28 protein-coding genes are annotated in these 20,141 nt (G+C 74.2%); 2 read left to right on the forward strand and 26 right to left on the reverse strand.

The window, feature by feature from the left end; translation table 11 throughout:
- Positions 1-2: 2 nt before the first annotated feature.
- The 26 genes from ACIQOE_RS28825 to ACIQOE_RS28950 all read right to left on the reverse strand — a co-directional run bounded on the left by ACIQOE_RS28825 (position 3) and on the right by ACIQOE_RS28950 (position 18,944).
- Positions 3-251, reverse strand: coding sequence for a hypothetical protein (locus tag ACIQOE_RS28825; RefSeq protein ID WP_401414586.1), 249 nt, complete (start codon positions 249-251; stop codon positions 3-5).
- Positions 252-263: 12 nt separating this feature from the next.
- Positions 264-1,274, reverse strand: a complete 1,011-nt coding sequence (locus tag ACIQOE_RS28830) for a major capsid protein (RefSeq protein ID WP_401414588.1) — start codon at positions 1,272-1,274, stop codon at positions 264-266.
- Positions 1,275-1,292: 18 nt separating this feature from the next.
- On the reverse strand, positions 1,293-1,934 hold the full coding sequence (locus tag ACIQOE_RS28835) for a hypothetical protein (protein WP_401414590.1): 642 nt from the start codon (positions 1,932-1,934) through the stop codon (positions 1,293-1,295).
- A 92-nt stretch (positions 1,935-2,026) separates the two neighbouring features.
- Positions 2,027-2,188 (reverse strand): Rmf/CrpP fold protein, encoded by a 162-nt coding sequence (locus tag ACIQOE_RS28840; RefSeq protein ID WP_401414592.1) that lies wholly within the window; start codon positions 2,186-2,188, stop codon positions 2,027-2,029.
- 12 nt (positions 2,189-2,200) lie between these two features.
- Entirely contained in the window at positions 2,201-4,429 is a 2,229-nt protein-coding gene (locus ACIQOE_RS28845) for a phage minor capsid protein (protein WP_401414594.1), read from the reverse strand.
- Positions 4,430-4,448: 19 nt separating this feature from the next.
- Entirely contained in the window at positions 4,449-5,930 is a 1,482-nt protein-coding gene (locus ACIQOE_RS28850; protein ID WP_401414596.1) for a phage portal protein, read from the reverse strand.
- Positions 5,917-7,179, reverse strand: coding sequence for a PBSX family phage terminase large subunit (locus ACIQOE_RS28855; protein ID WP_401414598.1), 1,263 nt, complete (start codon positions 7,177-7,179; stop codon positions 5,917-5,919). The genes ACIQOE_RS28850 and ACIQOE_RS28855 overlap by 14 nt, the downstream gene beginning before the upstream one ends.
- A 3-nt stretch (positions 7,180-7,182) precedes the next feature.
- The gene (locus ACIQOE_RS28860; RefSeq protein ID WP_401414600.1) at positions 7,183-7,701 is read right to left on the reverse strand and encodes a helix-turn-helix domain-containing protein; all 519 of its coding nucleotides are present in this window, start codon (positions 7,699-7,701) and stop codon (positions 7,183-7,185) included.
- A gap of 102 nt (positions 7,702-7,803) precedes the next feature.
- Positions 7,804-8,790, reverse strand: a complete 987-nt coding sequence (locus ACIQOE_RS28865) for a DUF2637 domain-containing protein (RefSeq protein WP_401414602.1) — start codon at positions 8,788-8,790, stop codon at positions 7,804-7,806.
- A gap of 73 nt (positions 8,791-8,863) precedes the next feature.
- Positions 8,864-9,541 carry a hypothetical protein gene (locus tag ACIQOE_RS28870; protein WP_401414604.1) on the reverse strand — a complete coding sequence of 226 codons (678 nt, stop codon included), beginning with the start codon at positions 9,539-9,541 and terminating at the stop codon, positions 8,864-8,866.
- Between the two features lie 56 nt (positions 9,542-9,597).
- A complete protein-coding gene (locus tag ACIQOE_RS28875) occupies positions 9,598-10,188 on the reverse strand; it encodes a hypothetical protein (protein ID WP_401414606.1) in 591 nt (196 codons plus the stop codon).
- Between the two features lie 81 nt (positions 10,189-10,269).
- Complete coding sequence (locus ACIQOE_RS28880; protein ID WP_401414608.1) at positions 10,270-10,614, reverse strand: hypothetical protein; 345 nt, start codon at positions 10,612-10,614, stop codon at positions 10,270-10,272.
- Positions 10,615-10,776: 162 nt separating this feature from the next.
- Positions 10,777-11,628 (reverse strand): hypothetical protein, encoded by an 852-nt coding sequence (locus ACIQOE_RS28885; protein WP_401414610.1) that lies wholly within the window; start codon positions 11,626-11,628, stop codon positions 10,777-10,779.
- Entirely contained in the window at positions 11,625-12,248 is a 624-nt protein-coding gene (locus ACIQOE_RS28890; RefSeq protein ID WP_401414612.1) for a hypothetical protein, read from the reverse strand. The genes ACIQOE_RS28885 and ACIQOE_RS28890 overlap by 4 nt, the downstream gene beginning before the upstream one ends.
- A gap of 65 nt (positions 12,249-12,313) precedes the next feature.
- Positions 12,314-12,529: a hypothetical protein gene (locus ACIQOE_RS28895; RefSeq protein WP_401414614.1), complete on the reverse strand. Its 216-nt coding sequence runs from the start codon at positions 12,527-12,529 to the stop codon at positions 12,314-12,316.
- Positions 12,530-12,617: 88 nt separating this feature from the next.
- Entirely contained in the window at positions 12,618-13,106 is a 489-nt protein-coding gene (locus tag ACIQOE_RS28900) for a single-stranded DNA-binding protein (protein WP_401414616.1), read from the reverse strand.
- A 98-nt stretch (positions 13,107-13,204) separates the two neighbouring features.
- Positions 13,205-13,645, reverse strand: coding sequence for a hypothetical protein (locus ACIQOE_RS28905; RefSeq protein WP_401414618.1), 441 nt, complete (start codon positions 13,643-13,645; stop codon positions 13,205-13,207).
- The gene (locus tag ACIQOE_RS28910; RefSeq protein ID WP_401414620.1) at positions 13,642-14,328 is read right to left on the reverse strand and encodes a hypothetical protein; all 687 of its coding nucleotides are present in this window, start codon (positions 14,326-14,328) and stop codon (positions 13,642-13,644) included. The genes ACIQOE_RS28905 and ACIQOE_RS28910 overlap by 4 nt, the downstream gene beginning before the upstream one ends.
- Entirely contained in the window at positions 14,325-15,266 is a 942-nt protein-coding gene (locus ACIQOE_RS28915; RefSeq protein WP_401414622.1) for a mucin-2, read from the reverse strand. The genes ACIQOE_RS28910 and ACIQOE_RS28915 overlap by 4 nt, the downstream gene beginning before the upstream one ends.
- A 256-nt stretch (positions 15,267-15,522) precedes the next feature.
- Positions 15,523-16,212 (reverse strand): hypothetical protein, encoded by a 690-nt coding sequence (locus ACIQOE_RS28920; protein WP_401414624.1) that lies wholly within the window; start codon positions 16,210-16,212, stop codon positions 15,523-15,525.
- Entirely contained in the window at positions 16,209-16,823 is a 615-nt protein-coding gene (locus ACIQOE_RS28925; RefSeq protein ID WP_401414626.1) for a hypothetical protein, read from the reverse strand. The genes ACIQOE_RS28920 and ACIQOE_RS28925 overlap by 4 nt, the downstream gene beginning before the upstream one ends.
- Complete coding sequence (locus ACIQOE_RS28930; protein WP_401414628.1) at positions 16,820-17,953, reverse strand: Rad52/Rad22 family DNA repair protein; 1,134 nt, start codon at positions 17,951-17,953, stop codon at positions 16,820-16,822. Before ACIQOE_RS28930 ends, ACIQOE_RS28925 begins: the two co-directional genes overlap by 4 nt.
- Positions 17,950-18,183 carry a hypothetical protein gene (locus ACIQOE_RS28935; RefSeq protein WP_401414630.1) on the reverse strand — a complete coding sequence of 78 codons (234 nt, stop codon included), beginning with the start codon at positions 18,181-18,183 and terminating at the stop codon, positions 17,950-17,952. Before ACIQOE_RS28935 ends, ACIQOE_RS28930 begins: the two co-directional genes overlap by 4 nt.
- On the reverse strand, positions 18,180-18,506 hold the full coding sequence (locus ACIQOE_RS28940) for a hypothetical protein (RefSeq protein ID WP_401414632.1): 327 nt from the start codon (positions 18,504-18,506) through the stop codon (positions 18,180-18,182). The genes ACIQOE_RS28935 and ACIQOE_RS28940 overlap by 4 nt, the downstream gene beginning before the upstream one ends.
- 16 nt (positions 18,507-18,522) lie before the next feature.
- The gene (locus tag ACIQOE_RS28945) at positions 18,523-18,735 is read right to left on the reverse strand and encodes a hypothetical protein (protein WP_401414634.1); all 213 of its coding nucleotides are present in this window, start codon (positions 18,733-18,735) and stop codon (positions 18,523-18,525) included.
- A complete protein-coding gene (locus tag ACIQOE_RS28950) occupies positions 18,732-18,944 on the reverse strand; it encodes a hypothetical protein (RefSeq protein ID WP_401414636.1) in 213 nt (70 codons plus the stop codon). The genes ACIQOE_RS28945 and ACIQOE_RS28950 overlap by 4 nt, the downstream gene beginning before the upstream one ends.
- Before the next feature lie 327 nt (positions 18,945-19,271).
- Here ACIQOE_RS28950 and ACIQOE_RS28955 point away from each other — a divergent pair, with 327 nt between their 5' ends.
- Together ACIQOE_RS28955 and ACIQOE_RS28960 are read left to right on the forward strand one after the other, a co-directional pair.
- Positions 19,272-19,700: a helix-turn-helix domain-containing protein gene (locus ACIQOE_RS28955; RefSeq protein WP_401414638.1), complete on the forward strand. Its 429-nt coding sequence runs from the start codon at positions 19,272-19,274 to the stop codon at positions 19,698-19,700.
- A gap of 24 nt (positions 19,701-19,724) precedes the next feature.
- Complete coding sequence (locus ACIQOE_RS28960) at positions 19,725-20,060, forward strand: hypothetical protein (RefSeq protein WP_401414640.1); 336 nt, start codon at positions 19,725-19,727, stop codon at positions 20,058-20,060.
- Positions 20,061-20,141: the final 81 nt, after the last annotated feature.

Consider the following 20,141-nt stretch of genomic DNA (forward strand, 5'->3'; position numbering starts at 1 on the left):
GCTTACTCCTTCTTCGTGGTGCGGGAATGCGAACGGCCCGCAGGCTTGGAGTCCTGCGGGCCATTCCCGTTGCCGGCGCTGTTCTTCCGCGGTGGCTTGTCGTCGAGGTCCTCGACGGCGTACCCGCGGCGCTGGAAGTACAGCAGCACCCCGACGGGCAGCTCGTCGGCCTCGGCGTGGCCGTTGGTGAACTTGACGCCGGCCACGGTGCCGGTGTGCCCCTCAGTGGGGGCGGTGATGGCGTACGCCATGTGCGGGGCCTCCTACTGCACCTTGATGTTGCGCAGCACGCCGGCCGCCTTGGTGGCCTTGAGGACGGTGGCCACGGGGCCGAGCTCCACCTCGCCCGTCTTGACTGCGCCGGCGGTGGAGAAGTCCGGGAGCCACTGACGCACGAGCTGCCCGCCGACGGTGGAGACGCCGTGAAAACCGTCGAGGCCGAGCCGGACGGCGTACAGGTCGGACAGGCCGGCGACTGCCGCGCCGCTGCCGGCCCCGTCGACGTCGCGGGACTCGACCGGGATCACGGGGGCCTCGCTGCCGGCCTTGGCGCCCAGGTCGACGAGCACCACGCCGTTGTACGACTCGATGTTCTGGCCGAACGCGTTGGCCGTGCGGTCGTAGTAGCCGGCCCGGCGGGCGAGGGAGCGCACCCGGGCGATGGTCTTCTTGTTGCCGAGCAGGGCCGAGGGGGTGCCGTCGAGGGTGGCGAGGAACTCGTCGAGCAGGTCGAGGGCGTCGTTCGCGGCGCCGCGGTTGTCGCCGAGGGTGGCGCCGGTCCAGTCGATGACCGAGCCGGCGTTCATCTCGGTGGTGGAGCCGGCGAGGGCGACGTCGAGTCCGTCGAACCCGATCTCTTCGCCCTCGGTCTCGACGCGCTCGCCGTTGATGACCTGATCGGAGAAGAACGCGCGGGCGGCCTTGATGGTCTGGCCCATCTGGAAGGTGACTTCGTTGGTGGCCGCGGCGCCCAGGTTGGCGAGCACGCGGTCGATCTCGAACGCGCCACCGAGCGGGCCGAGGTCGACGGAGTACCGCTGCCGCTTGGCCTGCGCCTTGCTGTACTCGGTGTTGAGCTTGCGGAACTGCGCGCCCCGCTCGGTGACGAGGCGGGTGTACCCGTACGTGAGGGTGGCGCCCCCGCCGGCCGGGGACACGGCGTCGTCGAAGGTGAGGTTGTCGAGTAGCCACGAGCTCTTGCGGAACTCGTCGATCACCTGCGTGTCGATGTCGTCCTGCGTGTTGAGCCGCGCGTCGGCGAGCGTGATGGGCATGGGTGGATCTCCAGTCGGTTAGCCGCCCATGCGGGCGGCGATGGCGTCGTGCAGGGAGGCGGCCCGGCGGTCGCCGGCCGGCGCACCGTTGAACTCGCCACCGCCGCGCGGCGGGGCGGCGGGCGAGGCCCGGTACAGGTCGGGGTCGGCGTCAACGGCCGTCTTGATGGCGGCGAGCAGCTGCTCGCCGAACTTGTCGCCGGCCGGGTCGAGCTTGGCGACGGCGTCGACGAACGAGCGGGAGTTGAGCAGCCGGTCGGGCCGGGCGCCTTCCTTGCCCGCGGCCTTGTACGCGGCGAGCTCGACCTGCGCCGTGCGCAGCTGCGCGGAGAGGTCGCCGAGCTGCTTGTCGCGCTCGGCGACCGCGGCGGCGAGCTTGGCGGGGTCCTGCTCGCCCTCGTCGCCCTCGGGGTTGAGGGCCTTGTTCACGGCGTCCAGCGCGGCCCGCAGCTGGTCACGCTCGGCCGCGGCCTCGTCGGCGCGCTGCGCGGCCTCGGCGAGCTGCTGCTCGGCCTGCGGGGCGCCGGCCGGCGAGGCACCGGTGCCGCCGGCGTTCGGGCCCCCGCCGGCCGGCGGTTCCGCCGGCGGGGCGCCGTTGCCGGCGGTCGGGTCGTTGCCGTTGCCGCCGGCGCCTGCGGGGTCGGTCGGGTTCTCGGGCATGGCTGTGGGGCCTTCCGTGGCGGTGTGCGGGCATGAAAAAGGGCCCGCCATGTGGCGGGCCCAGAAGGGGAGTTGGAGCGGAAGCGGGGCGGTTACTCCTCGTCGGGGAGTGGCCGGCCCTTGGCGTACCCGCGCACCCACGCGGAGCGGCGGAGGTCGCCGGCAGGGTACGGGCACGAGCTCACCGGGGCACCGTTCACGCCGGCCTCACGGCCGGCGGTCAGCGCGCGCACGAGGTCGCCTCGCTCGGCCATGTCGCCCCCCGCTCATAGTCGGTTCTGCCGGTCGGTGCGGGACTTGCGCGCGGTCTCCGCGGCCTCACTGCGCACGCCGGTGATCTGCTCTGTGTACTCGGCCAGCGTAGTGCGCGGGTGGTCCTGCCACCAGCGAGTGAGGTCCTCGGACGCCCGGGCGTAGGCGACGTGCGCCGGCCCCGTGAACAGCGAGGCCGGGTCGACGCCGGCCGCGCGCGCGGCGCGGTTGAGGAGATACCCGTTCGTGGCTTCCTCGGCGGCGAGCAGCTGCGCCCACACGTATTCGCGGTACATCTCCCGTATCTGCGCCCGGGTGTACGCGGCGCGCGCGGACTCGGCCGCTTCCTCCCGTTCGGCGATCCACCGTTCCGTGGCGGACATGCCGGCGTACGGGTCGACGTCGAGGGCGAGCGCCCCCCAGTCGTCCGGGTCGCCGGCCGGGGCGAGGGCCTCGTCGAGGGCGGCCCGGTCGGCGAGCTGTCCCTCGACGGTGTGCGCGCCGGCGGCCTCGGGCAGCGGCGCGGGCGGGTACCGGCGGTCGAGCTCGTCGGCGATGCGCTCGGCCTCCCCGGGGCGGGTGGCGTAGCGGATGGCCCAGCCGAGGACGTCGTCGGCCACGGCCGAGAGGTCCTCGACGAGCCGGCCGGCGGGGAAGGTGGCGGCGAGCAGCTGCCGGCGGTCGGCCTCGGCCGCGAGGGCGGCGAGCTCGGCCTCGTCGGCATTGCGGGCCCGGGCGGCGAGCTGCTCGTCGGACATGCCGATGAGGTCCCGGCGCGCCCCCGGCAGCGACGCGTCGAGGTCGCGCCGGTCCATCTCGGCCATGACGCGCAGCATGTCGGCGTCGGGCAGGTGCGCGTACGCGCGGGCGAGCTCGTCGTCGGAGAACTGCGAGAGGTCCTCGGCGAGCCGGCCGGCGGGACGGACACGGTCGAGCAACTGCTGCTCGTCGCGCCGGTCGGCCTCGGCCTCGACGCGCCGCAGGTCGCGGTCGTCGAGGTGGCGGGAGCCGTAGGCGTCGGCGAGCTGCTCGTCGGTGAGCTCGGGCAGGGTGCGCTCGTCGCCGGCCCGCACGCGCGCAGCCTGGACCGAGCGGGACGGGGGCACCGGCGCGGTGGTCGGCAGGTTGCCGGCCCCCGGCTGCTCGCGCACCCGCTTGCGGATGAGCTCGGGGTGCGCGGCGAGGTGGTCGCGCTGCTTCTTCTGCCACGCGCGCACCCGCGCCTCGGCCGCCCGCTTGCCCTCGGGGGTCGTCGCGGCGGCGGCGCGGTTCTTCCACTTGCGTATGCCGCGCTCGATGGCGCGCTGCTTCTGCGTGGCCTCGTACCCGTCGGGGTCGGTGGAGTGCTCGACGGGCCGGCGGGTCACCCCGGGAAGGTAAGCGGCCACGGAGTGACGGCAGTTGGGATGCTGGAAGCCGTGCCGGCGCGCCTCGTCGAGGCTGCCGGCGACGTGCACGCGCACGGTGCGGTCGTCCTCGGTGGCGTGCTCGGCCTCGACCGTGCGGGCCCCGTCCGGGCCGTCGAGCGCGAGCACCTCGCCCTCGTAGGGCCGGCACAGCGGGCACTCGTGCGGAGCGTTGGAGACGATCACCAGGGACAGGCCGGCGGCGCGCAGCTTGTCGCCGTGCGCCTCGACCGCGGTCCGCCCCACGGCGGTGCGCACGGCCATTTCGCCGTACGCGGTCATGGACCACGCACGGCCGGACCGGTCCACGAACGTGCGCAGACCGCGGTCGGCGAACCGTTCGAGGGCGCGCTGCGTGGCCTGCCGGCGGGTGTCGATGCCCAGTACCGGCGTCGCCGATACCTCGCTGATCACCTGCCGGTACCCGTCCTCGACGCCGCGCAGAATGCCGCGGTGCGTCTGTGTGACGAGCTCGACCGTCTCGTGCGCGATGCGGTCCACCGCGCGGGTGGCCGGCGTCGACTCGGCGATGCGCCGGCGGTCCACGTCGGACAGGGCGCCGAGCTCGGCGAGGCCGGCCTGCGCCCCCGTGTTGTACGCCTCGGCGACCACGTCGAACACCTCAAGCTGTACGGCCGAGCCGAGCGCGTCGACGACTGCCTGCGCGGCCCGCCGTAGCGGCTGGACGTCGCGCAGCTTGGCCGCGGCCCACCCCGGCGCCTCAAGGCCGGCGGCGAGCTGCCGCGCGACGATGCCCAGCAACCGTGCCTCGGCGTCCGCGTACAGGTCGCGGACGCCGGCCGAGAGGTCCTCGACCATGCCCGGGTGGATCGGCACGGCGCCCCCCTCCGTGTGATCAGGCGAGGGCGCCGGCCTGCATGGGGTCCTCGACCGCGGCGCCGGTCTCGGTCAGGATGCGGTCGACTTCCTCGCGCACCGCGACGTCGTCCCAATCCGGGTGCAGGATGCGCACCTTGGTGTCGACGCTCACGGCCTGCGCCTGCGCGAGTAGGGAGAGGGTCTGCGCGACCGACTGCGGGTCCTCGGACACCGAGTCGCCGAACGCCACGGTGGGCACGTCGTCGACGGTGAGCGAGGGCGTGAACCACTGCCGGTCAAGGCGCAGCATCACGTGCAGCATGGCGGCGAGCGCCGGCGCCCAGTACCGCGATTTCTTGTCGCGGGTGATCATCGAGCGGCGCTCGCGGGCGACAACTTCCGTGGCGGTGGCTGCGGTTGTGTCGCCGAGGCCGAAGGACTGCGCGGCGTATCCGGCGAGCTGCACGGCCTGCCGCATGAGCGCGGCCGAGGTCCTCTCGTGCTCGTCCACCCTGATGGCGAACTGCGACAGGGTGATGCCGGCCCCGCCCGTCTCCGACGGCGGGATGCTGAGCGCCTGCCAAATCTCGCGGTCCTCGTCGAACGAGGCGCCGCGGCCCGGGCCGTGGTCGCGCAGGTATCCGTCGGGCACGATGAGCCGCGCCCGGGCGAGGCGAATGTCGCGCAGCCATGACGACCATGTCTCGTCGAGCGCGTCGAACAGGTCGTGTGCCGACTGGTAGTCGCTGCGCCCGAACGCGGAGCCGCGGTGCCGGCGGTTGGGCTTGATGTTGGGCACGTACGCCGCGGTGAGGACGTCGAGGCCGGTCTCGATGCTGTCGCCGGCCTCGCCCAGGGACGCGGCGAGTTGCTGTGTCTCGGCGTGCTCGGTGAGCGGCGTCCGGGTGCCGAGGTTGTCGTCGCGGCCCTCGTAGAGCGCGTGGACGATGCGGCCCGGCTCGTGCCGTTCGAGGTGGCGCCACACGGTTGCGGAGTCCGAGGCGAGCTCGCGCCAGAAGGTGACGGCGACGAGCTGCCCCCAACGGAATTCGGGCACGGCGGAGTCGGCGTGCACGGCGGTGAGCAGCGGCCGGCGGGCAAGGTCGGCATCCCAGGTGACGCGCAGGAACACTCCGCCGAGCGCGGCCCCGACTTCCGCGGCCTCAAGCAGGGTGTTGGATACCCCGCCGGCGTCGGTGATCTCGTCGAGGCGGGCCTGCGCGGTGGTGTCCACCACGGTGAAGGTGGGCGGCTCGGAGAACAGCAGATCGGCGCTCGTGGTGGCGATATCGGCCGGCAGAGGCACGTGCAGCCGGCCGTCGTGCCGCGGGCCGGGGGTCGGCCGGTTGCGGGCCCACAGCCGGCGCCGGCCGTCCTTCCGGCGCTGCGCCTCGGTGCGGTAGACCTCGGCCAGGCGCCGGCGGTCTCCGGAGTACCAAGCGTCGTCGAGCCGCATCTCGCGGTACAGGCCGGCGAGGTTGGGCGGCGGCCAGGCGGCGCCGTTGTCAGGCAGCGGCACGGGGCGTCACCTCCTCGATGGGCGGGGCGGGGATGAGGTGGCGCCACTCGTGCGCGCTGCTGTGCACGGCGTACCGCAGGGCGTCGGCCGAGTGGTCGTCGCGCTTGATGGGCCGGTCTTCGCCCTTGTCGGCGGCGGCGGGGTCCCATGCGTAACCGGGCAGCTCGGCGAGCAGCCCCTCACACGAGCGATGGACGCGCAGCAGTCCGGAGTCGAGGGCGGTCGAGGTCGAGCGGATGCCGTCGAGGACCTCGTTCCGGGCCCGGGTCACGCCCGGGTGTCCGTCGTTCCACAACTGCGTGGAGAACGAGGCGGCGCTCGGGTCGATGAACGTCCACTCGGGTTCGACGCCGAGGCCGGCCAGCCACGTGCGGACGGCGGCGCTGTACTGCGCGTCGGTCATCTGCCGGCGCACGGCGCGCGAGTCGTGGCGCCACTCGGCGACCGCGTACAGGTGGTCGTCGTCGCCGAGGCCGAGCAGCACGGCCGAGAAGGGGTTCGCGGTGCCGTAGTCGACGCCAAGCCAGTGCCGACGGATGACGGGCAGCTCGTCGACGACGTGCCGGCCCTCGTCCCACATGTCGTAGATGGCGCCCTCGGCGACCACCCAAGCCCCGTCGATCATCCGGCGTTTCCACAAGCCGACGTACTCGGCGGCGAGCGAGGCGACGTAGGCCGGCGAAAGCGAGGGGTTGTCGGCGAGCTTGAAATGCCACTGCCGCAGGTCGAGCTCGCCGGCCCGGTCGAGGTACCCGACCTTGAGCCAGTGCCGGGGGCTGTCGGGGTTCGTGGTGGCGTAGAGCTTGGCCCCCGGGACGCTCAACCGGGCGAGTAGCTGAGTCCAAAACGCCTCGGGGATCAGGGTCGCCTCGTCGACGTAGGCCAACGAGGCGGTGAGGCCGCGCAGCCGGCCCTCGGCCCGAGCGTCGCTCGCACCGATCAGGTGGACGGTGCGCCCGAGGACGGTGGCGGTGGTGGCGCCTCGGGTGTGACGGACCTGCGCGGCGATGGGCCCGAACAACGAGGGATCTTGCAGGGGTTCGAGCACGTTGCGCTCGATGGTCTGCAAGCTGCGGCCGGCGATGACGAGCAGGCCGGACGCGGGGGCCTCGGCGACGGCGAGCAGCCAGGCGAGCAGCGAGGCAATCGTCTTGCCCGAGCGCACCGCGCCGTGCCATATGCAGATACGGCACGTCGCCTGTGCGACGGAGCGCAGCTGCTTGCGGGACAGGGGCAGGGTGTCGAGCACGCCTCACCCCCCGTCGGCGCCCCCCTCGCCCTCGTCGTCCGCGAACGCTGCGCGCAGGCCGCGGGCAAGGTCGGTCAGCATCGAGCGCACCTCGCCGGTGCTGTTTCCGGCGTCGATCTCGGCGAGGCGGGCGGCGCTGGTCAGGTATGAGCCGATGGCCTGCGAGTGGTGGCGCTCGTCCTGCGCCGGCGGGTCCTCGCTGCGCACCCGGGCGGTGGTGCCGTCGGGCAACAGCTCTACGCGCACGTACTCGTCGGCCTCGACGCGGTCGAGGTTGGCGGACGCCCGGCGGTACAACCGGTCGATGAGCTGCCGGCGGGTCTCGGCGAGGTCGAGGCGTCGCGCCTCGGTGGCCGGTGCCACGCGGGCGCCGCCCTCGAACCTGAGCCCTTCCTCGCGGGCGATCTTGGACACGGTCGAGCTGCTGCGCCCGATGGCGCGCGCGATGGCGTTCCGGGAGCGGCCGGCAGCGTGCAGCGTGCGCACCTGCTCGCGGTCCTCGTCGGTGATCTGCGCGGCCATCGGATCACCTCCCGGACATGCGAGCGCCCCTCGGCCGGGGGGGGTGGGCCGAGGGGCGCAAGTCTTGAGTTTCCGGGCACGCCGGAGGCGCCGCCCATTAGATCACGACTTGATAACGGCGGCAACTCGTATGCCGAGGGCCTGCTCGACCGCGGTCCGCAGCTCGCTGCCGCGGGTGCGCTTGAGGCCGAGCGCCTGCCCGAGCGCCTCGGCCGTCGGTCGCTGCCCGCTGGTCCGGCGCAGCCGGCGGTACGCGGCGACGGCGTCCGCCGGGACGTCGCCGGCGACTGTCACCTCGTCGTCGCCCGGACCGTCGCCGGCCGGCTCGTCGTCATCCGGCGACGGCGTCGGCAGCGGCGGCGCGGTGAACACGGCGGCGAGCGGCAACGGCGCCGGGGCGTCGGTCGGGGCGACGGTGCGCGCCGGCTGCTCGTCGACGGCGGCGACGGCGGCGGCGAGGTCGACCAGGGCGAGCGGCGGCGCGGCGACGGTGGCGACGCTGACGGCGACCTGCTCGGCGCGGCCGGCGGCGTCGGTGGCGACGGTGGCGGCCTTGACCGCGGCGGCCCGGGCGGCGTCGAGGCCGGCGGCGGCGGTGCGGGCGGCGTCGGCGGCGGCGACAGCGCGGGCGACGGCGGGGGCGACGGTGTCCACGGCGGTGACGGTGTCGCCGGCCGGCAGCATCCGCACGAGTAGCTCGGTGGCGACGAGCTGCGCGACGGGCGGCACCACCGCGATGGCGACGCCCAGCGGGGTGCCGTCGCTGTGGGCGACGTTGAACGCCAGGGAGACGCCGGCGAACGAGGCGACCGTCACCCAGTAGACGGCGACGGGTCGGCCGGCGCGCTTGGCGGCGACCACTCCGACGGTGCCGACGACGGCGCCCCCGTCGACGAGTACGGCGAACATCCATGCCACGTCGCCGGCGACGCCGTGCTCGTCGGCAAGGGCGGTGAGGGCCTCGAAGGAGAGGCGGAAGGCGAGGAAGGCAAAGCAGGCCGTGACGAGGACGGCGGCGGCCACGGGCCCGCGCGAGGTGGTGCTCGCGCCGGCGCCGGCCGCGGGGTAGGTAGGGTTGTGCGTAGCCATTCGGGGGTTGCTCCCGTGTGGTTAGGCCCGTCCGGCGGTGCAGTCGCCGAGGCGGGCCGGCCTATGTCTGGGGTTACTGCTCGGGGCCGGCGTCCGGGGCGTACTCGCTGGAGTGCACGGTTTCCTCGTCGGGGCCGGGAGCGCGCTCCCAGATGAGCACGCGGGCGCGGTGCTCGCGGGGGCCCGAGCCGGCCTCGGCGACGATGCGCTCGGCGAGGGCCGCGGGGGTGACGTTCTTCCGCTCGACGATCTCCTCGCCGGCCTCCCACGACTGCCAGTCGGCGCCCGCCTCACTGTCGTGTACGTCGAGGCGCCACTCGTAGAGCACCCACTCGCGCAAGATGCGGTAGACGTACGACGGGGTGACGGCGAGTTCTTCCGTGATCTTCGCGGCGCTCATGCCCTCGGCGTCGGCCTCGACGACGAGGCGGGGCAGCGCGGCCTCGGCGACCTTGGCGGCCCGCCGGATACGGCCGGCCTCGGCGAGGGTGAGCTCGGCCTCGACGGGCGGCTGCTCGTAGTCCGCGGCCACCTCGCCGGCGAGCAGCTCGGCCTCGGCGTGCGCGGCGGCCCGGATCTCTTGCCGGCGTTCGGCCTCGAACTGCGCCACGGACGCGAGCATTTGCTCGGCGAACCTCTGCGCCGCGGGAGTGGGCGTGAGACGCTGCTCGCCCCCGCGCTTGATCATCCGGGAGATTTCCACGGACGAGTACGAGCGTCCGCGCTCGTAGCTCTGTTCGTCGCTGCTCATGGTGGTGCCTCTCGTAGGACGGGCCCGCCCCGCGGGTGCGGGGCGGGCGGTAGTGGTCAGGAGAAGAGGGCGCCCTGCTCGTGGCCGGCGGCGCCGAGCTCGAACAGCGCTCCGTCGGTGGGGGCCGGCTCGGCGGGAATCCAGTCTTCCCGCCAGGTGCCGGCGGTCGCGTCCGCGGGGTCGACGTCGGCCGGCCGGCGCAGCGCGGTCACGGGGTAGTCGGCGAGCTGCCCCCACCCGATGTGGGCGACGCCCGACTCAACCGAGTACAGGGTGAACGTCGCGCGCCCGTCGGCGACCGTGGCCTCGGTGATGAAGCAGAACGTATTGAAGTCGGGGTCTTCGTACAGGTCGCCGGCGCGCAGCTCGCCGGCGGGGATGCGCACGGGCACGAGCGCGGACCGGTCCACGGCCTTGAGCATCTGCTCGGCGAGCTCGACGACGCGAGCCTCGGCCGCTTCCTGCTGCTCCTGCTTGCGGGCCGCGCAGCTGCGGCACTCCGTCATGCGGGAGCCGGGGACCGGCAGGGGCGACATGCGGTCGATGCTGCGCCCGCACAGCAGGACGAGCATTCCACCGGCCACGGTCATGGCGTAGTGGTAGGCGCCGCGGCGGGCGTTGATGGCGTAGCGGATGAGCTGAGACATGGGGGTTGCTCCCGTGAGGTTGGGGCCGGGTGCAGTCCGGCCGGGTGGGGGCCGCTCGGGCGAGCGGCCCCCGAGGGGTGATCAGGCGAGGTGCTCGGCCCGGATGACGACGACGAGCCAGTTGGCGGGCATCGAGTCGCACGCGCCCCAGTGGTTGTCATCCGAGAGGTTCACGACCGGGCCCTGCTCGTTGGCGGAGAGGTAGCACACCCCGCAACCGCACTTGCGGTCGTAGGTGACGGGGGCGGCCCGGTAGTGGTCGTTGTGGAAGGCGACGCCGAACTGCTCCTCGGCGCTGCCGATGACGAGGTCACCCTCGCGGACCTCGTCGGCCCGCACGACTTCGGCGAGGTTCACGTCGCACGGGAGCGGCACGTGTTCCTCGTCGGTCGGGTACGGCGGGATGGTGAAGCGTGCTGCGTTCATGGGGGTTGCTCCCTCGGTGGTGCTCGGTGCCGGGTGCAGTCCGGCGTTACGTCTGTGACTGTACCTCGTACTGTACTCAGTACACAAGAGGGCGCACGAAAGGGCCCGGCACCCAACACCGGGCCCTGTGCGGCGAGTTGACCTCACCGGGGTGCGCGGGGGCTACGCGGCGGCGCGCTGCTCGCCGGCCTCTTGCAGCGCCGTGACGAGGTCGAGCAGGTCGTGCCACCCCCACACGCGGTGGCGCTCCTCGTCGTCGAGCGGCACGGGCGCCCCGCAGGCCGGCCCGGTCGAGCACGTGACGTACGGCTCGTGGCCGGCCTCGGTGTGCAGCACGAGGTCGCCGGCGCACCACGGGCACGGCCGGCCGAGCGGGGTCTCGCGCGCGTCGAGCTCCAGCACGCGCAGCAGCCGGCGCGCGCACCCGCGGACCGCCCGGGCGGCCTCGTGCACCAGGTGCCCGGGCAACTCTCCGAAGGGGGCCGACACGAGGGTGCCGTCGAGCAGCTGCTCGGGCGCGGTGTCCTCGGCGAGCAGCCGGCCCTCGACCCACACCGCGGCCCAGTGCAGACCGTGCGCCCGGGACCCGGGCGAGGTGGGGCTGCGGTAGTTCCAGCGGCGCGGGTCGTCGAGCTCGGCGTGCTGCACGGCGGCGGCGAGGGTATCGGCGAGGTCGAACAGCGTCCGCTCGATGGCGAGGCCGGCGTCGAGCGCGTCGAGGTTGAGCGGGGCGGGGTGCTCGCGCAGGGTGAGCGGGGCGCGCTCCTCGACGACGAGCTGCTCGTCGGCGGCCCGCATCGTGTGCGAGAGCTGCCGGGGCGGCCACGCTGCGGCCGGCGGCGTCTCGATGGCGAGCAGCAGCTCGGCCCACTGCTCGCGGATGGTGGCGAGGTCTTCAACGGCTCGGGTGACGGCGAGGGGCTGCACGGTGGGCTGCTCTCCTGTGGTGCGGCGGGGCGGGTGCGGGGCGGGGCGCGCCGGCTGACGGGTGGCCGGCGCGCCCGCGGGGGTCATGCGGCCTGCTCGACGAACGGGAGCTCGGCGGCGAGGGCGGCCTCGGCGGCGAGGGCCCGCCGGCGCGCGCTGCGCCACGCCATGCGGTACCGGGCCCGCTCGACGGTGGCCTCGCCGGCGCCGGCCCGTATCGCTTCCGGGAGCGCCGGCCAGTTGGGCGCACCGCACGCGTTCTGTGCGGCCACCAGGTAGCCGGCGAACCGGGTGGCGCTCTCCTCGGCTTCACGCCGGCCGGCACGCTCGCGGTCGAGGGCACGCTCGGCGTCGTCGCGGCCGGCGCGGGCGTCGTCCCGCCGCAGGCGTACGTCGCGCAGCTCGGCCCGCAGCGCGGCGACGGTGCCCTCGGCCTCCTCGGTGCGCTGCTCCGTCTCGACGATGGCGGCCTCGGCCGCGGTGATCCGGGAGCGCAGCTGCGCCGCGGCGGCCTGCGCCCCGCCGGCGGTGCGCCGGTACTGGTCGCTGTCGCGCAGCTCGGCCTCGACGTGGGTACGCAGCAGCGCGCCCTCGTCGGCGGTGAGCGGCGTCCCGCGCTGGACGCGGGAGAGCAGCACGAGCAGGGAGTCGCGGCGCGCGGCGAGCAGGGTCTCGCGCTCGGCGCGCCGGCTGCGGCGGGTGGTCATGTGCGGTCGGCCTTCCGGTGCGTGCGGTACGGGGGCGGGTGCCGGGGCGTGGCCGGCCTTTGTGCTCATGGGGCGACCCGGGCCACGCGCGGGGAGTCGTACGAGGCGACGAGGGCCCCGTCGGTGACGCGCAGCTCGGCCTCGCCGAACGGCCGGCCGGCGGTGGACAGTTCGGCCCGGACGGTGTCGAGGGTGTCGGCAACGTCGACGAGCGAGGCCGGCAGGGGCAGTGTGTGCTCGGTGCGGGTGAGGTGGACGGTGCGGCGCTGTGCGGCGGTCATGGCGAGTGCTCCGGGTCGAGGTGGACGGGAAGGGGGGCCGGCCGGCCTCACGCGCGCGGGGGGCGGTTCGACCGGTCGCGGCGGCGGGTTAGAACGGGGGCTCGTCGGCGTAGCGGTGCTGCTGCTGGCCGTTGGTCGCCCACGCGTCGCCGCCCGCGGGCTGCTGGCTGGTGCGGCGCTGCTGGGGGCGTTGCTGGCCCTGCTGGTTGGTGCTGCGGGTCTTGGTGACGGTGGCGGTGGCGTTGCGCAGGCTGGGGCCGACGTCCTCGACGTCGAGCTCGTACACCGTGCGGTTGACCCCGTCGCGGTCCTCATAGCTGCGCTGCTTGAGCCGGCCCTGCACGATGACCCGGGCGCCGCGGGTGAGCGTCTCGGCGACGTTCTCGCCGAGCTGCCGCCACGCCGAGCAGCTGAGGAACAGCGACTCTCCGTCGGTCCACTCGTTCGCCTCGCGGTTGAAGACGCGCGGGGTCGAGGCGATGCGGAAGTTGGCGACCGGGGCGCCGGACGGGGTGAACCGCAGCTCGGGGTCGTCGACGAGGTTCCCGACCACGGTCACGATGGTTTCGCCGGACAACGGCACTCCTGTTTCTCGTGTGAAAGCAAACCGCATTTTCGGTTTACGTGTGAAATCTACCGGGTAGGGGTCGACCCTGTCGCCCCACCTTCGCGGGGCTACCGGATGCCGCGGCCACCAGCAACGTGCCGGCAGGCGACGCGGCCTCGGTTCCTGCTGCTCGTGGGCGCCTGCCGCATGAGCCGCTCGACCTGCTCGCGCTCCTCGTCGTCGAGGTGCTCCTGCTCCGCCCGGGCGAGGGCCTCGCGCCGCTCGGCCTGCGCGGCGAGTTCGGCGTCGAGCTGCTCCTGCCGGCGCGCGGCGGCCTCGGCCGGCCCGTCGAGCTCGTACAGCACCCCCCACACCCCGTGGCCGAGGTGCTCCTCGACGACGACGTGCGCGCCGGCGTCGGCCATGTTGCGGGCGATGCGGTCGCGGGCCCGCTTGTCCTGCGTGGGCTTCACCGCGGGCCGGCCCGAGCGTGTCGGCCACGTGCCGGTGATCCGGTACCCGCTGGTGTTCATCGTGCGGTCACGGCCGAGGCCGGCGCGGCGCTTCACGCGGCCACCCCCTCAACGAGACGAGCGGCGGCGGCCTCCACACGGCACGGGTGCGGGGTCCGGCGCTCGGCCCGGGGGCCGCGCCGCCGGTCCGGGCCGACGGCGCCGCGGGTGCACTGCGCGTTCGCCTCGGCCTTGCAGTACGCGCAGGGAACGGCGAGGGCGTCGGGCCGGCCGGCCTTGATGGCGGCGCGCCGGGCAGCCTTGCGCGGACGGAACTCGTCGAGCACGTCCTCGACGGCCGGCGGTATGTACCGGCCGAGCTCGGCCAGGCGCGCGGCGACGTCCTCGTGCATGGCGCCGGTGAGCTCGCGCTGCTCGTTGGGCGGCCGGGTGCCGGCGGCGACCGCGTGCCGGGTGCCGAGCAGCTCGGCGCGCCACGACACCGGGTCGTCCGGGTCCGCGGCCGGTGTGGGGTCGACGTGCTGGCCGAGGACGGCTCGGGCGTGTGCGTTCCACGCCCGGGTGAGGTCGACGGGCAGCAGCGGGTACGGCGAGGTGGTCACGTGCCGGCGGATCACCTCGGCGGCGTCCCACCCGTTCGCTGTCGTGGCCGGGACGGTGGTGAGCAGCTCGGCCCACTGCGCGAGTTGGTCGCGGGCCTCGGCCCGATCCGTGCGCACGCTGCGCGGGTCGAGCCGGCCCATGTAGGCGAGCAGCGCGGCGACTTCCTGCGGGGTCATGCGGTGGTCTCCTGTCCAGTGAAGTCGGCGAGGGCAGCGGCGAGGGCGTCGGCGTGCTGGTCGGCCCGTGAGCGGGACGAGGCGGAGTCGGCGCCGCCGGGAAGGGCGCGCAGGCGCGGGGGGCCGGCGGGGGCCGGCTCGTCGAGCCGCTCGCGGGTGACCCACTGCTGCCAGTCGGCGGCCCACTGCGCCGGGGTGCGCGGGGCGGAGTCAGCCCGGTACGCCTTCCACTTGGCGGTGGCGTGGTCGAGTCCGTCGGGCCCGAGGCGCTGCATGTGTCCGGCGACCATCGCCCAGCCGAGCAGCTGCTCGTCGGGCTCCCAACTGGGGGGCAGAGAAGAGGCAGCAGCGCCCGAAGCTCGCGCAGGCCGGCCGGCACTCTCTCTATTACCCCCGCCACTGTCAGCGGGTCGGGTCGGGTCGGGACGGGACCACCGTGACGGGTCCGGCGCGTCACGGTGTGACGGGTGCCTGTGACCTGCGGCGGAGCCGGGAAACGCGTCGCGTTCCGAGCCGCTTTCGTCGCCAAAGGGCGGCGGTTCGTCGACGAAACCGTGCGCGTTCGCCTCGTCTTCGCGCGCTTTCGCCTGCCGTTCGCGGCCCCTTGCCTGCCGGTCCGCGGCCTTGCGGCGCTCGCCCTCGACCTTCGCGCGGGTCGGGTTGTAGACGAGGAAGTCGTGCATCCGGAAGTCACCGGGCGCCGGCTGGGGGCAGCGCGTGCAGCGGTGGCCGTGCTCGTGCCACAGGCCGGCGGCCACGAGCTTGCGGGACTGCGCGGGGGTGCCGTACAGCTGCGCCACGACCCCGGGCACCGTGCCCTCGGTGAGGTGCTGCGCGGCGTAGGCGCCGCAGCGCAGCCACAGGCCGGCCGCGGCGTTGCCGGCCTTGAGCACCTTGGGGTGCGAGTGGGCCGTGTCGTCGATCTTGAACCAGGTCACGGGGGTGGTGCTCCTACAAGTCCAGTGCGGGGGACCGCGGCCGTGCGGGGCGCCGGGCCGCGGTCGGGCGAAACGTTCATGCGCTCGGGCCCGCGGCGGGGGGGCGCCTCGCGCGGTGTCGCCGGCAGCGTTCCGGGCTCGGGCCGGCCGGCGAGGGCGGAAGGGGTGTGCAGGGGGCAGCGCGGGCCCTGGATGTACGGACGGGCCCCGGGGATGAGGCAGTAACGGCGGCGGTCGCCGATCCAGTGCCGGCACTTCACGCGGCGACCCCTTCGGCGAGCGCATCGAGCTGCCCGGGGCCGACGAGCGGGCCCTCGGCCGGCTGCTGCTTGCGCCGGCGCCGGCGCCGAGGGGGCGCGGCGACCGTCTCGGGGTACGGCCGGTCGGCGCCCCCGATGCCGAGCTGCACGGCCGGCGGCGGCAGCAGCTCGGGCCACTCGACACGGGCGAGCGCGGCGCGGTGCGACTCGGGCGCCTCGGCGAGCGGGTCGCCGAGCCAGTCGTGCCCCATCGCGGCCAGCACGTACGCGTCGGCCTCGTTGTCGTTGCGCAGCGCCACCCCGTACCGCAGGCCGGCCTCGTCGAGTACGGCCTGCTTGCCGGCCCGCCCGTTGCCAGTGGCGTACCGGGCCCGGGCGGTGGGAGAGACGACCGCGACGGCCACCTCGCGCGCGGCGAGCTTGTCGACGACGAGCCACCACAGGCCGGCCCGGTCCCACGTGCCGGCGCCGGCGCCGCGGCTGTACGCCGGACCCTCGACGACGGCGAGCTCGGCCGGCCCGACCGTCTCGACGATCCGGCCGGCGAGGCGGTCGAGGCGGGCGCGGCGCATGGCGTAGGTGTCGCTGCGCTTGCCCTTGCTTCCGAGGGTCTGTGCCCAACCGGCGCCGGCGACGCCGGCCCCGGTGAGCGAGAGGTCAAGTCCGCGGACGAGTCGGCGGTTCACGCGGCGCCCCCCTCGTCATGGCCGGCCGGCTGTGCCGGGGCGAGGGCCGGCAGCACGTGCTCGGCGAGCGCGCCGGCACGCCAGGCGGCGGCGATGAGCTCGCGCCCGTCCGCGCGCGCCTTGCTGCGGCGGGCGAACCGTACGGAGTGCGAGCGCTTCCGGGTCGCCTTGATGGCCACCCCGGGGACGTCGAGCAACTCGCCCGTGTCCTCGTCGAGGACCTGCGCGACGCCGGCCGCGGTCATCTGGCCGAGCAGCAGCTCGACGAACGCCGGCCGGACGGACTTCACCAGCTTGGTGACCGAGTGCTCGGGGTACCGCTCGCGCGCCCAAGCGACGAACAGCTGCTCGTCGACGAGCTGCGCGGCCGGCTCCCCGCCGGTGAGGCCGATATCGGCGACCTTCGTCCCGTCGGGCAGGGTCGCCTCGAACTTCGTCCCGCCGGTCGTCTTCTGCTGCTCGTCGAGCATCGACTGCACGTCGGTGCGCGCGGTCTCGTACGCCTCCTTGACCTGGTCAAGAAGCGTCTTGAGCACGGCCTCGCGGGTGGTGGCGGCCTTGATCTGCGACGGGGTGTACTTCGGGGCCTCGGGGGTCTGCTCGGCGCTCATGCGGCCACCTCCGTGGTGGCGGCGCGCAGGTCGGCCACGACCGCGACGAGCTGCTCGGTATCGGCCTCGGCCAGCGTGCTACCGGTTTCCGCCCGCACGATCTCCTCGACCTGCTCGCGGGTCAGCCCGAGAGACTGCCCAACCGAGAGGACGTCGGCGACGGCGACCTCGTGCTCGGGCCGGCCGGACGCCGGCGGCGGCGCCTGCTTGGACGCGGCGACCTTCTTCGCCGGCGCCTTCTTCGCGGCCGGCCGGCGCGCCGCGGCCTTCTTCGCCGGCTGCTTGCCCTGCTGCGCGTCCTGCTCGCGCTGTGCGGCGATGCCGTCGAGATCGGCGAGGTAGTGTTCGGGCGCCCCCTCGGCGACTGCGGCGGCCCGCACGGCGTCGAACTGCTGCCGGCTGCTCGCCTTACGCGCCTCGGCGAGGAAGTCGCGGGAGGGGCCGCCCTGTTGGGCGGGGGCCGGCTGCTGCTCCCACGGGCCCGGCTCCGCACGCCGGCCGCGGCGCACCTGCGCGGTGGGCGTGTCCTGCTCGACCGCGGCCGGCTGGTCGGCGGCCGGCGCCGGCTCGGGCTTCACCGGCGCGTCGTCCGGCACGGCCGGCGCGTCGTCGTCCTTGGGGGCCGGGTGCGCGGCGGACCACAGCCCGACCGCTTGCCGGCTCCCGTCGTTGTAGAGGCTGAGGCCGAACGCGTCGCCGAGGTTGTGCGCGCACCGCTTGAGAGCTTGCGACAGGGCGGTTTTCATCGCCTGGTCGTGCGCGTCGCCGAGGGCCGGCTGATTGCGCGAGTCGCCCATCGCGGCGTCGTCGTAGGTGGTGAGCAGGCGCCCGTCGGTCGTCTTCACCGTGAGGCGCACCTGCGCCCGGTAGATGACCGTCCAGCGGCCCGGGTTGATCTCGACCTGTGCCACGCAGGCCAGTTCGAGCGTCTCGTCAGCCCAACCACCGAACCCGAAAACGCGGTTGAGCCACCGGCGCACGTCCCACGCTTCGAGGTGGGACTGCCCCCGCAAGTTCTGCACGCGGCTGGGGTTGATGGGGGCGAGCAGCGTGGCGACCTGCTCGCGGGTGAGGTCCGACGGGCCGGCCGCGGCCGGCGCCGTGCGGCGCTCGAAGGGGAGGACGGTCACAGGGTGGCTCCGTTCGGTGCGGGAAGGTCGAGGACGGCGGCGAGGTCCTCGCCGGCGCGGTCGCACGCGGCGGCGGCGAGCTCGCGCCCGTAGTCGGTGGCGCGCGGGTCGCCGGCGGCGTGGTCGCGGTGCTGCGCGGCCTCGGCGAGCTCGCGCAGCAGGGCGTCGAGGGTGTCGGGGTCGTCGGCGTACGCGACGGCGACCGCCACGAGGACGGTGTCGGGGCTCACCGCAGGCCGGCCGGCTCGTCGAGGGCGACCTGCGCGAGGGCACCCGAGCGGACGTCGTACCGGTGCTCGTCCTCGGCCCACCGGGCGTGGGGGAAGGCGCGGCGCAGAACGCCGTACGCGGCGCGGTGGGTGTCGGCGTCCGCGGCGAGCGGCAGGCGCAACACGTCGGTGAGGTGGACGCGCACGGCGATGCGCGGCCCCCGCGGGCCGGCCTCGGTGTAGACGGGAGTGGTCTGCACGGCGTCGACGTCGCCGGCCAGGCGGCGCAGCTCTCGGGCGACGATCACGGCGCGGACGGCTTCGGCGGCGGTGTGGCGGGTCATCGTGGTCTCTCCGGACTCATGCGGCCTCGGCTGCCGGCGCAGCCGGGGCGGGGGCAGGGGCAGCTCGGTGCAGGCGGCGCAGGATGAGCTCGACCTCGTCGGGGGTGCGGAGCGATCCGGCCGCGGCCTGCCGTGCGGCTTCACGGATCGGGAGGGCGTCACGGCGCGCTCGGGCGGCGTCGACCGCCCGCCGGGCCTCGACGAGGGCCTGCTCGCGGGTGGTGATCACGCGGCGACCGCCTCTCGCATCAGGTCGGCCGGGGTCAGCCCGTACGTGCGCTCGATGGCGGCGAGGCCGGCCGGCCCGGGGGCGTTGCGGCCGGTCGCCCAGCGGTACGCGGCGAGGTAGGGCACGTTCATGCGCCGGGCCATGTCGGCGGGGGTCTGGTCGCCGGCCTCGTGGGCGGCGGCGAGCAGGGCGGCAGGGGTGTAGGACATAGCTGTTCCTTTCACGAGAGATTTCGTTCTCTCGTGCAAGAAACGTAGCACGTTCGTTTCACACGTGAAATCGCACGGCGTCGTGCAACCTTTCACGGGTGAAGCGAGTCACCGTATGCGTGACTCGAACACGCGTACGTACATGACAAGCCGTGAGGTTCTCGTTACAGAAGTGACAGAACGATGTCGGGCCCCTACACTCATTCGAGCGGGTGTTCGAGCCGGTTTCGAGCCAGACAGGCCGGCGTGCGCCAAAGTGGGGGAGGTGGACTATGCCAACCGTGGGGCGGTGCTGCTTCTTTCTTTCATGCGCGATATCTTTCACGCATGACAGAAGACAGGCCCTCACCTCATACCCCCGAGACGTTCGCTCGGTGGTTGCGCGATCAGCTCAGTGCCCGCGGCTACTCCGAGCGCGGCGGACAACAGCGGTTCGCCAAGGATTCAGGCATCAGCCCTGCGACCGTGTCGCGCCTGCTCCGCGCTGACGGCCTCCCCGATCTGCGCACGCTGCAAGTCCTCGCCGAGGCCCTCGGCCTCACCCTTGGCGAGATCCTCGTGCGCTCCGGCGTCGCCTCGCAGGAAGAACTCGCCGCAGCCGCCCGCCCCATCACCCCCGACCCGATCAGCGCCGAACAAGCAGCCACCGAACTCGGGATCTCCGAGCCGCAGGCCGTCGCCGCCTTCGTCGCAATGGTCAACGCCCTACGCCCCACCCGGGACGACGGAGACGACCAGCGCACCAGCAGCAGTTAGAGAGTCAGAGAAAGGCACCGCCCTATGTCCCGAGACAAGTTCGCAGCCGTCGCAGCTCACATCGCCTTCGCCACCGGCCTCGCGGTCGTCGCGCTCGGCAACCTCGTGGGCGACTTCGACAGGCTCGCGGACGTAGGGGCGGGCATCGCCACTGGCGCAGTGCCGTTCGTCATCCTCGCCAGGGTCCGACGTACCACCCGCATCACGGAGGCAGAGAAGGACGCCATCCGTCGTGAGGGGTACCGACTCGGACTCGAACACGCAGCGCGAGGTCTCCTCGTCCCGCCGCCGGCCAACGGCGACGGAGGGCCCGGAGCCACCATTCATGAGCTCCGCCCCAACGCGCGCCGCAGCGCGTGAGGTTGGCCAACGCGCAGCGCACGACCCTGCCCGGGGTCGCCATGCGCTGCCACGGGGGCAGCGCACCGGCGCTCCCATGAC

The organism is Streptomyces sp. NPDC091282 (genome assembly GCF_044757385.1).
In the GTDB taxonomy this organism is placed as follows: domain Bacteria; phylum Actinomycetota; class Actinomycetes; order Streptomycetales; family Streptomycetaceae; genus Streptomyces; species Streptomyces gramineus.

Coding starts and splice junctions, on each gene's coding strand:
- ACIQOE_RS28825 (WP_401414586.1), bottom strand. CDS start 251: ATGGCGTACGCCATCACCGCCCCCACTGAGGGGCACACCGGCACCGTG.
- ACIQOE_RS28830 (WP_401414588.1), bottom strand. CDS start 1,274: ATGCCCATCACGCTCGCCGACGCGCGGCTCAACACGCAGGACGACATC.
- ACIQOE_RS28835 (WP_401414590.1), bottom strand. CDS start 1,934: ATGCCCGAGAACCCGACCGACCCCGCAGGCGCCGGCGGCAACGGCAAC.
- ACIQOE_RS28840 (WP_401414592.1), bottom strand. CDS start 2,188: ATGGCCGAGCGAGGCGACCTCGTGCGCGCGCTGACCGCCGGCCGTGAG.
- ACIQOE_RS28860 (WP_401414600.1), bottom strand. CDS start 7,701: ATGGCCGCGCAGATCACCGACGAGGACCGCGAGCAGGTGCGCACGCTG.
- ACIQOE_RS28865 (WP_401414602.1), bottom strand. CDS start 8,790: ATGGCTACGCACAACCCTACCTACCCCGCGGCCGGCGCCGGCGCGAGC.
- ACIQOE_RS28870 (WP_401414604.1), bottom strand. CDS start 9,541: ATGAGCAGCGACGAACAGAGCTACGAGCGCGGACGCTCGTACTCGTCC.
- ACIQOE_RS28875 (WP_401414606.1), bottom strand. CDS start 10,188: ATGTCTCAGCTCATCCGCTACGCCATCAACGCCCGCCGCGGCGCCTAC.
- ACIQOE_RS28880 (WP_401414608.1), bottom strand. CDS start 10,614: ATGAACGCAGCACGCTTCACCATCCCGCCGTACCCGACCGACGAGGAA.
- ACIQOE_RS28885 (WP_401414610.1), bottom strand. CDS start 11,628: ATGACCCCCGCGGGCGCGCCGGCCACCCGTCAGCCGGCGCGCCCCGCC.
- ACIQOE_RS28890 (WP_401414612.1), bottom strand. CDS start 12,248: ATGACCACCCGCCGCAGCCGGCGCGCCGAGCGCGAGACCCTGCTCGCC.
- ACIQOE_RS28895 (WP_401414614.1), bottom strand. CDS start 12,529: ATGACCGCCGCACAGCGCCGCACCGTCCACCTCACCCGCACCGAGCAC.
- ACIQOE_RS28910 (WP_401414620.1), bottom strand. CDS start 14,328: ATGACCCCGCAGGAAGTCGCCGCGCTGCTCGCCTACATGGGCCGGCTC.
- ACIQOE_RS28925 (WP_401414626.1), bottom strand. CDS start 16,823: ATGAGCGCCGAGCAGACCCCCGAGGCCCCGAAGTACACCCCGTCGCAG.
- ACIQOE_RS28940 (WP_401414632.1), bottom strand. CDS start 18,506: ATGACCCGCCACACCGCCGCCGAAGCCGTCCGCGCCGTGATCGTCGCC.
- ACIQOE_RS28950 (WP_401414636.1), bottom strand. CDS start 18,944: ATGTCCTACACCCCTGCCGCCCTGCTCGCCGCCGCCCACGAGGCCGGC.
- ACIQOE_RS28955 (WP_401414638.1), top strand. CDS start 19,272: ATGACAGAAGACAGGCCCTCACCTCATACCCCCGAGACGTTCGCTCGG.
- ACIQOE_RS28960 (WP_401414640.1), top strand. CDS start 19,725: ATGTCCCGAGACAAGTTCGCAGCCGTCGCAGCTCACATCGCCTTCGCC.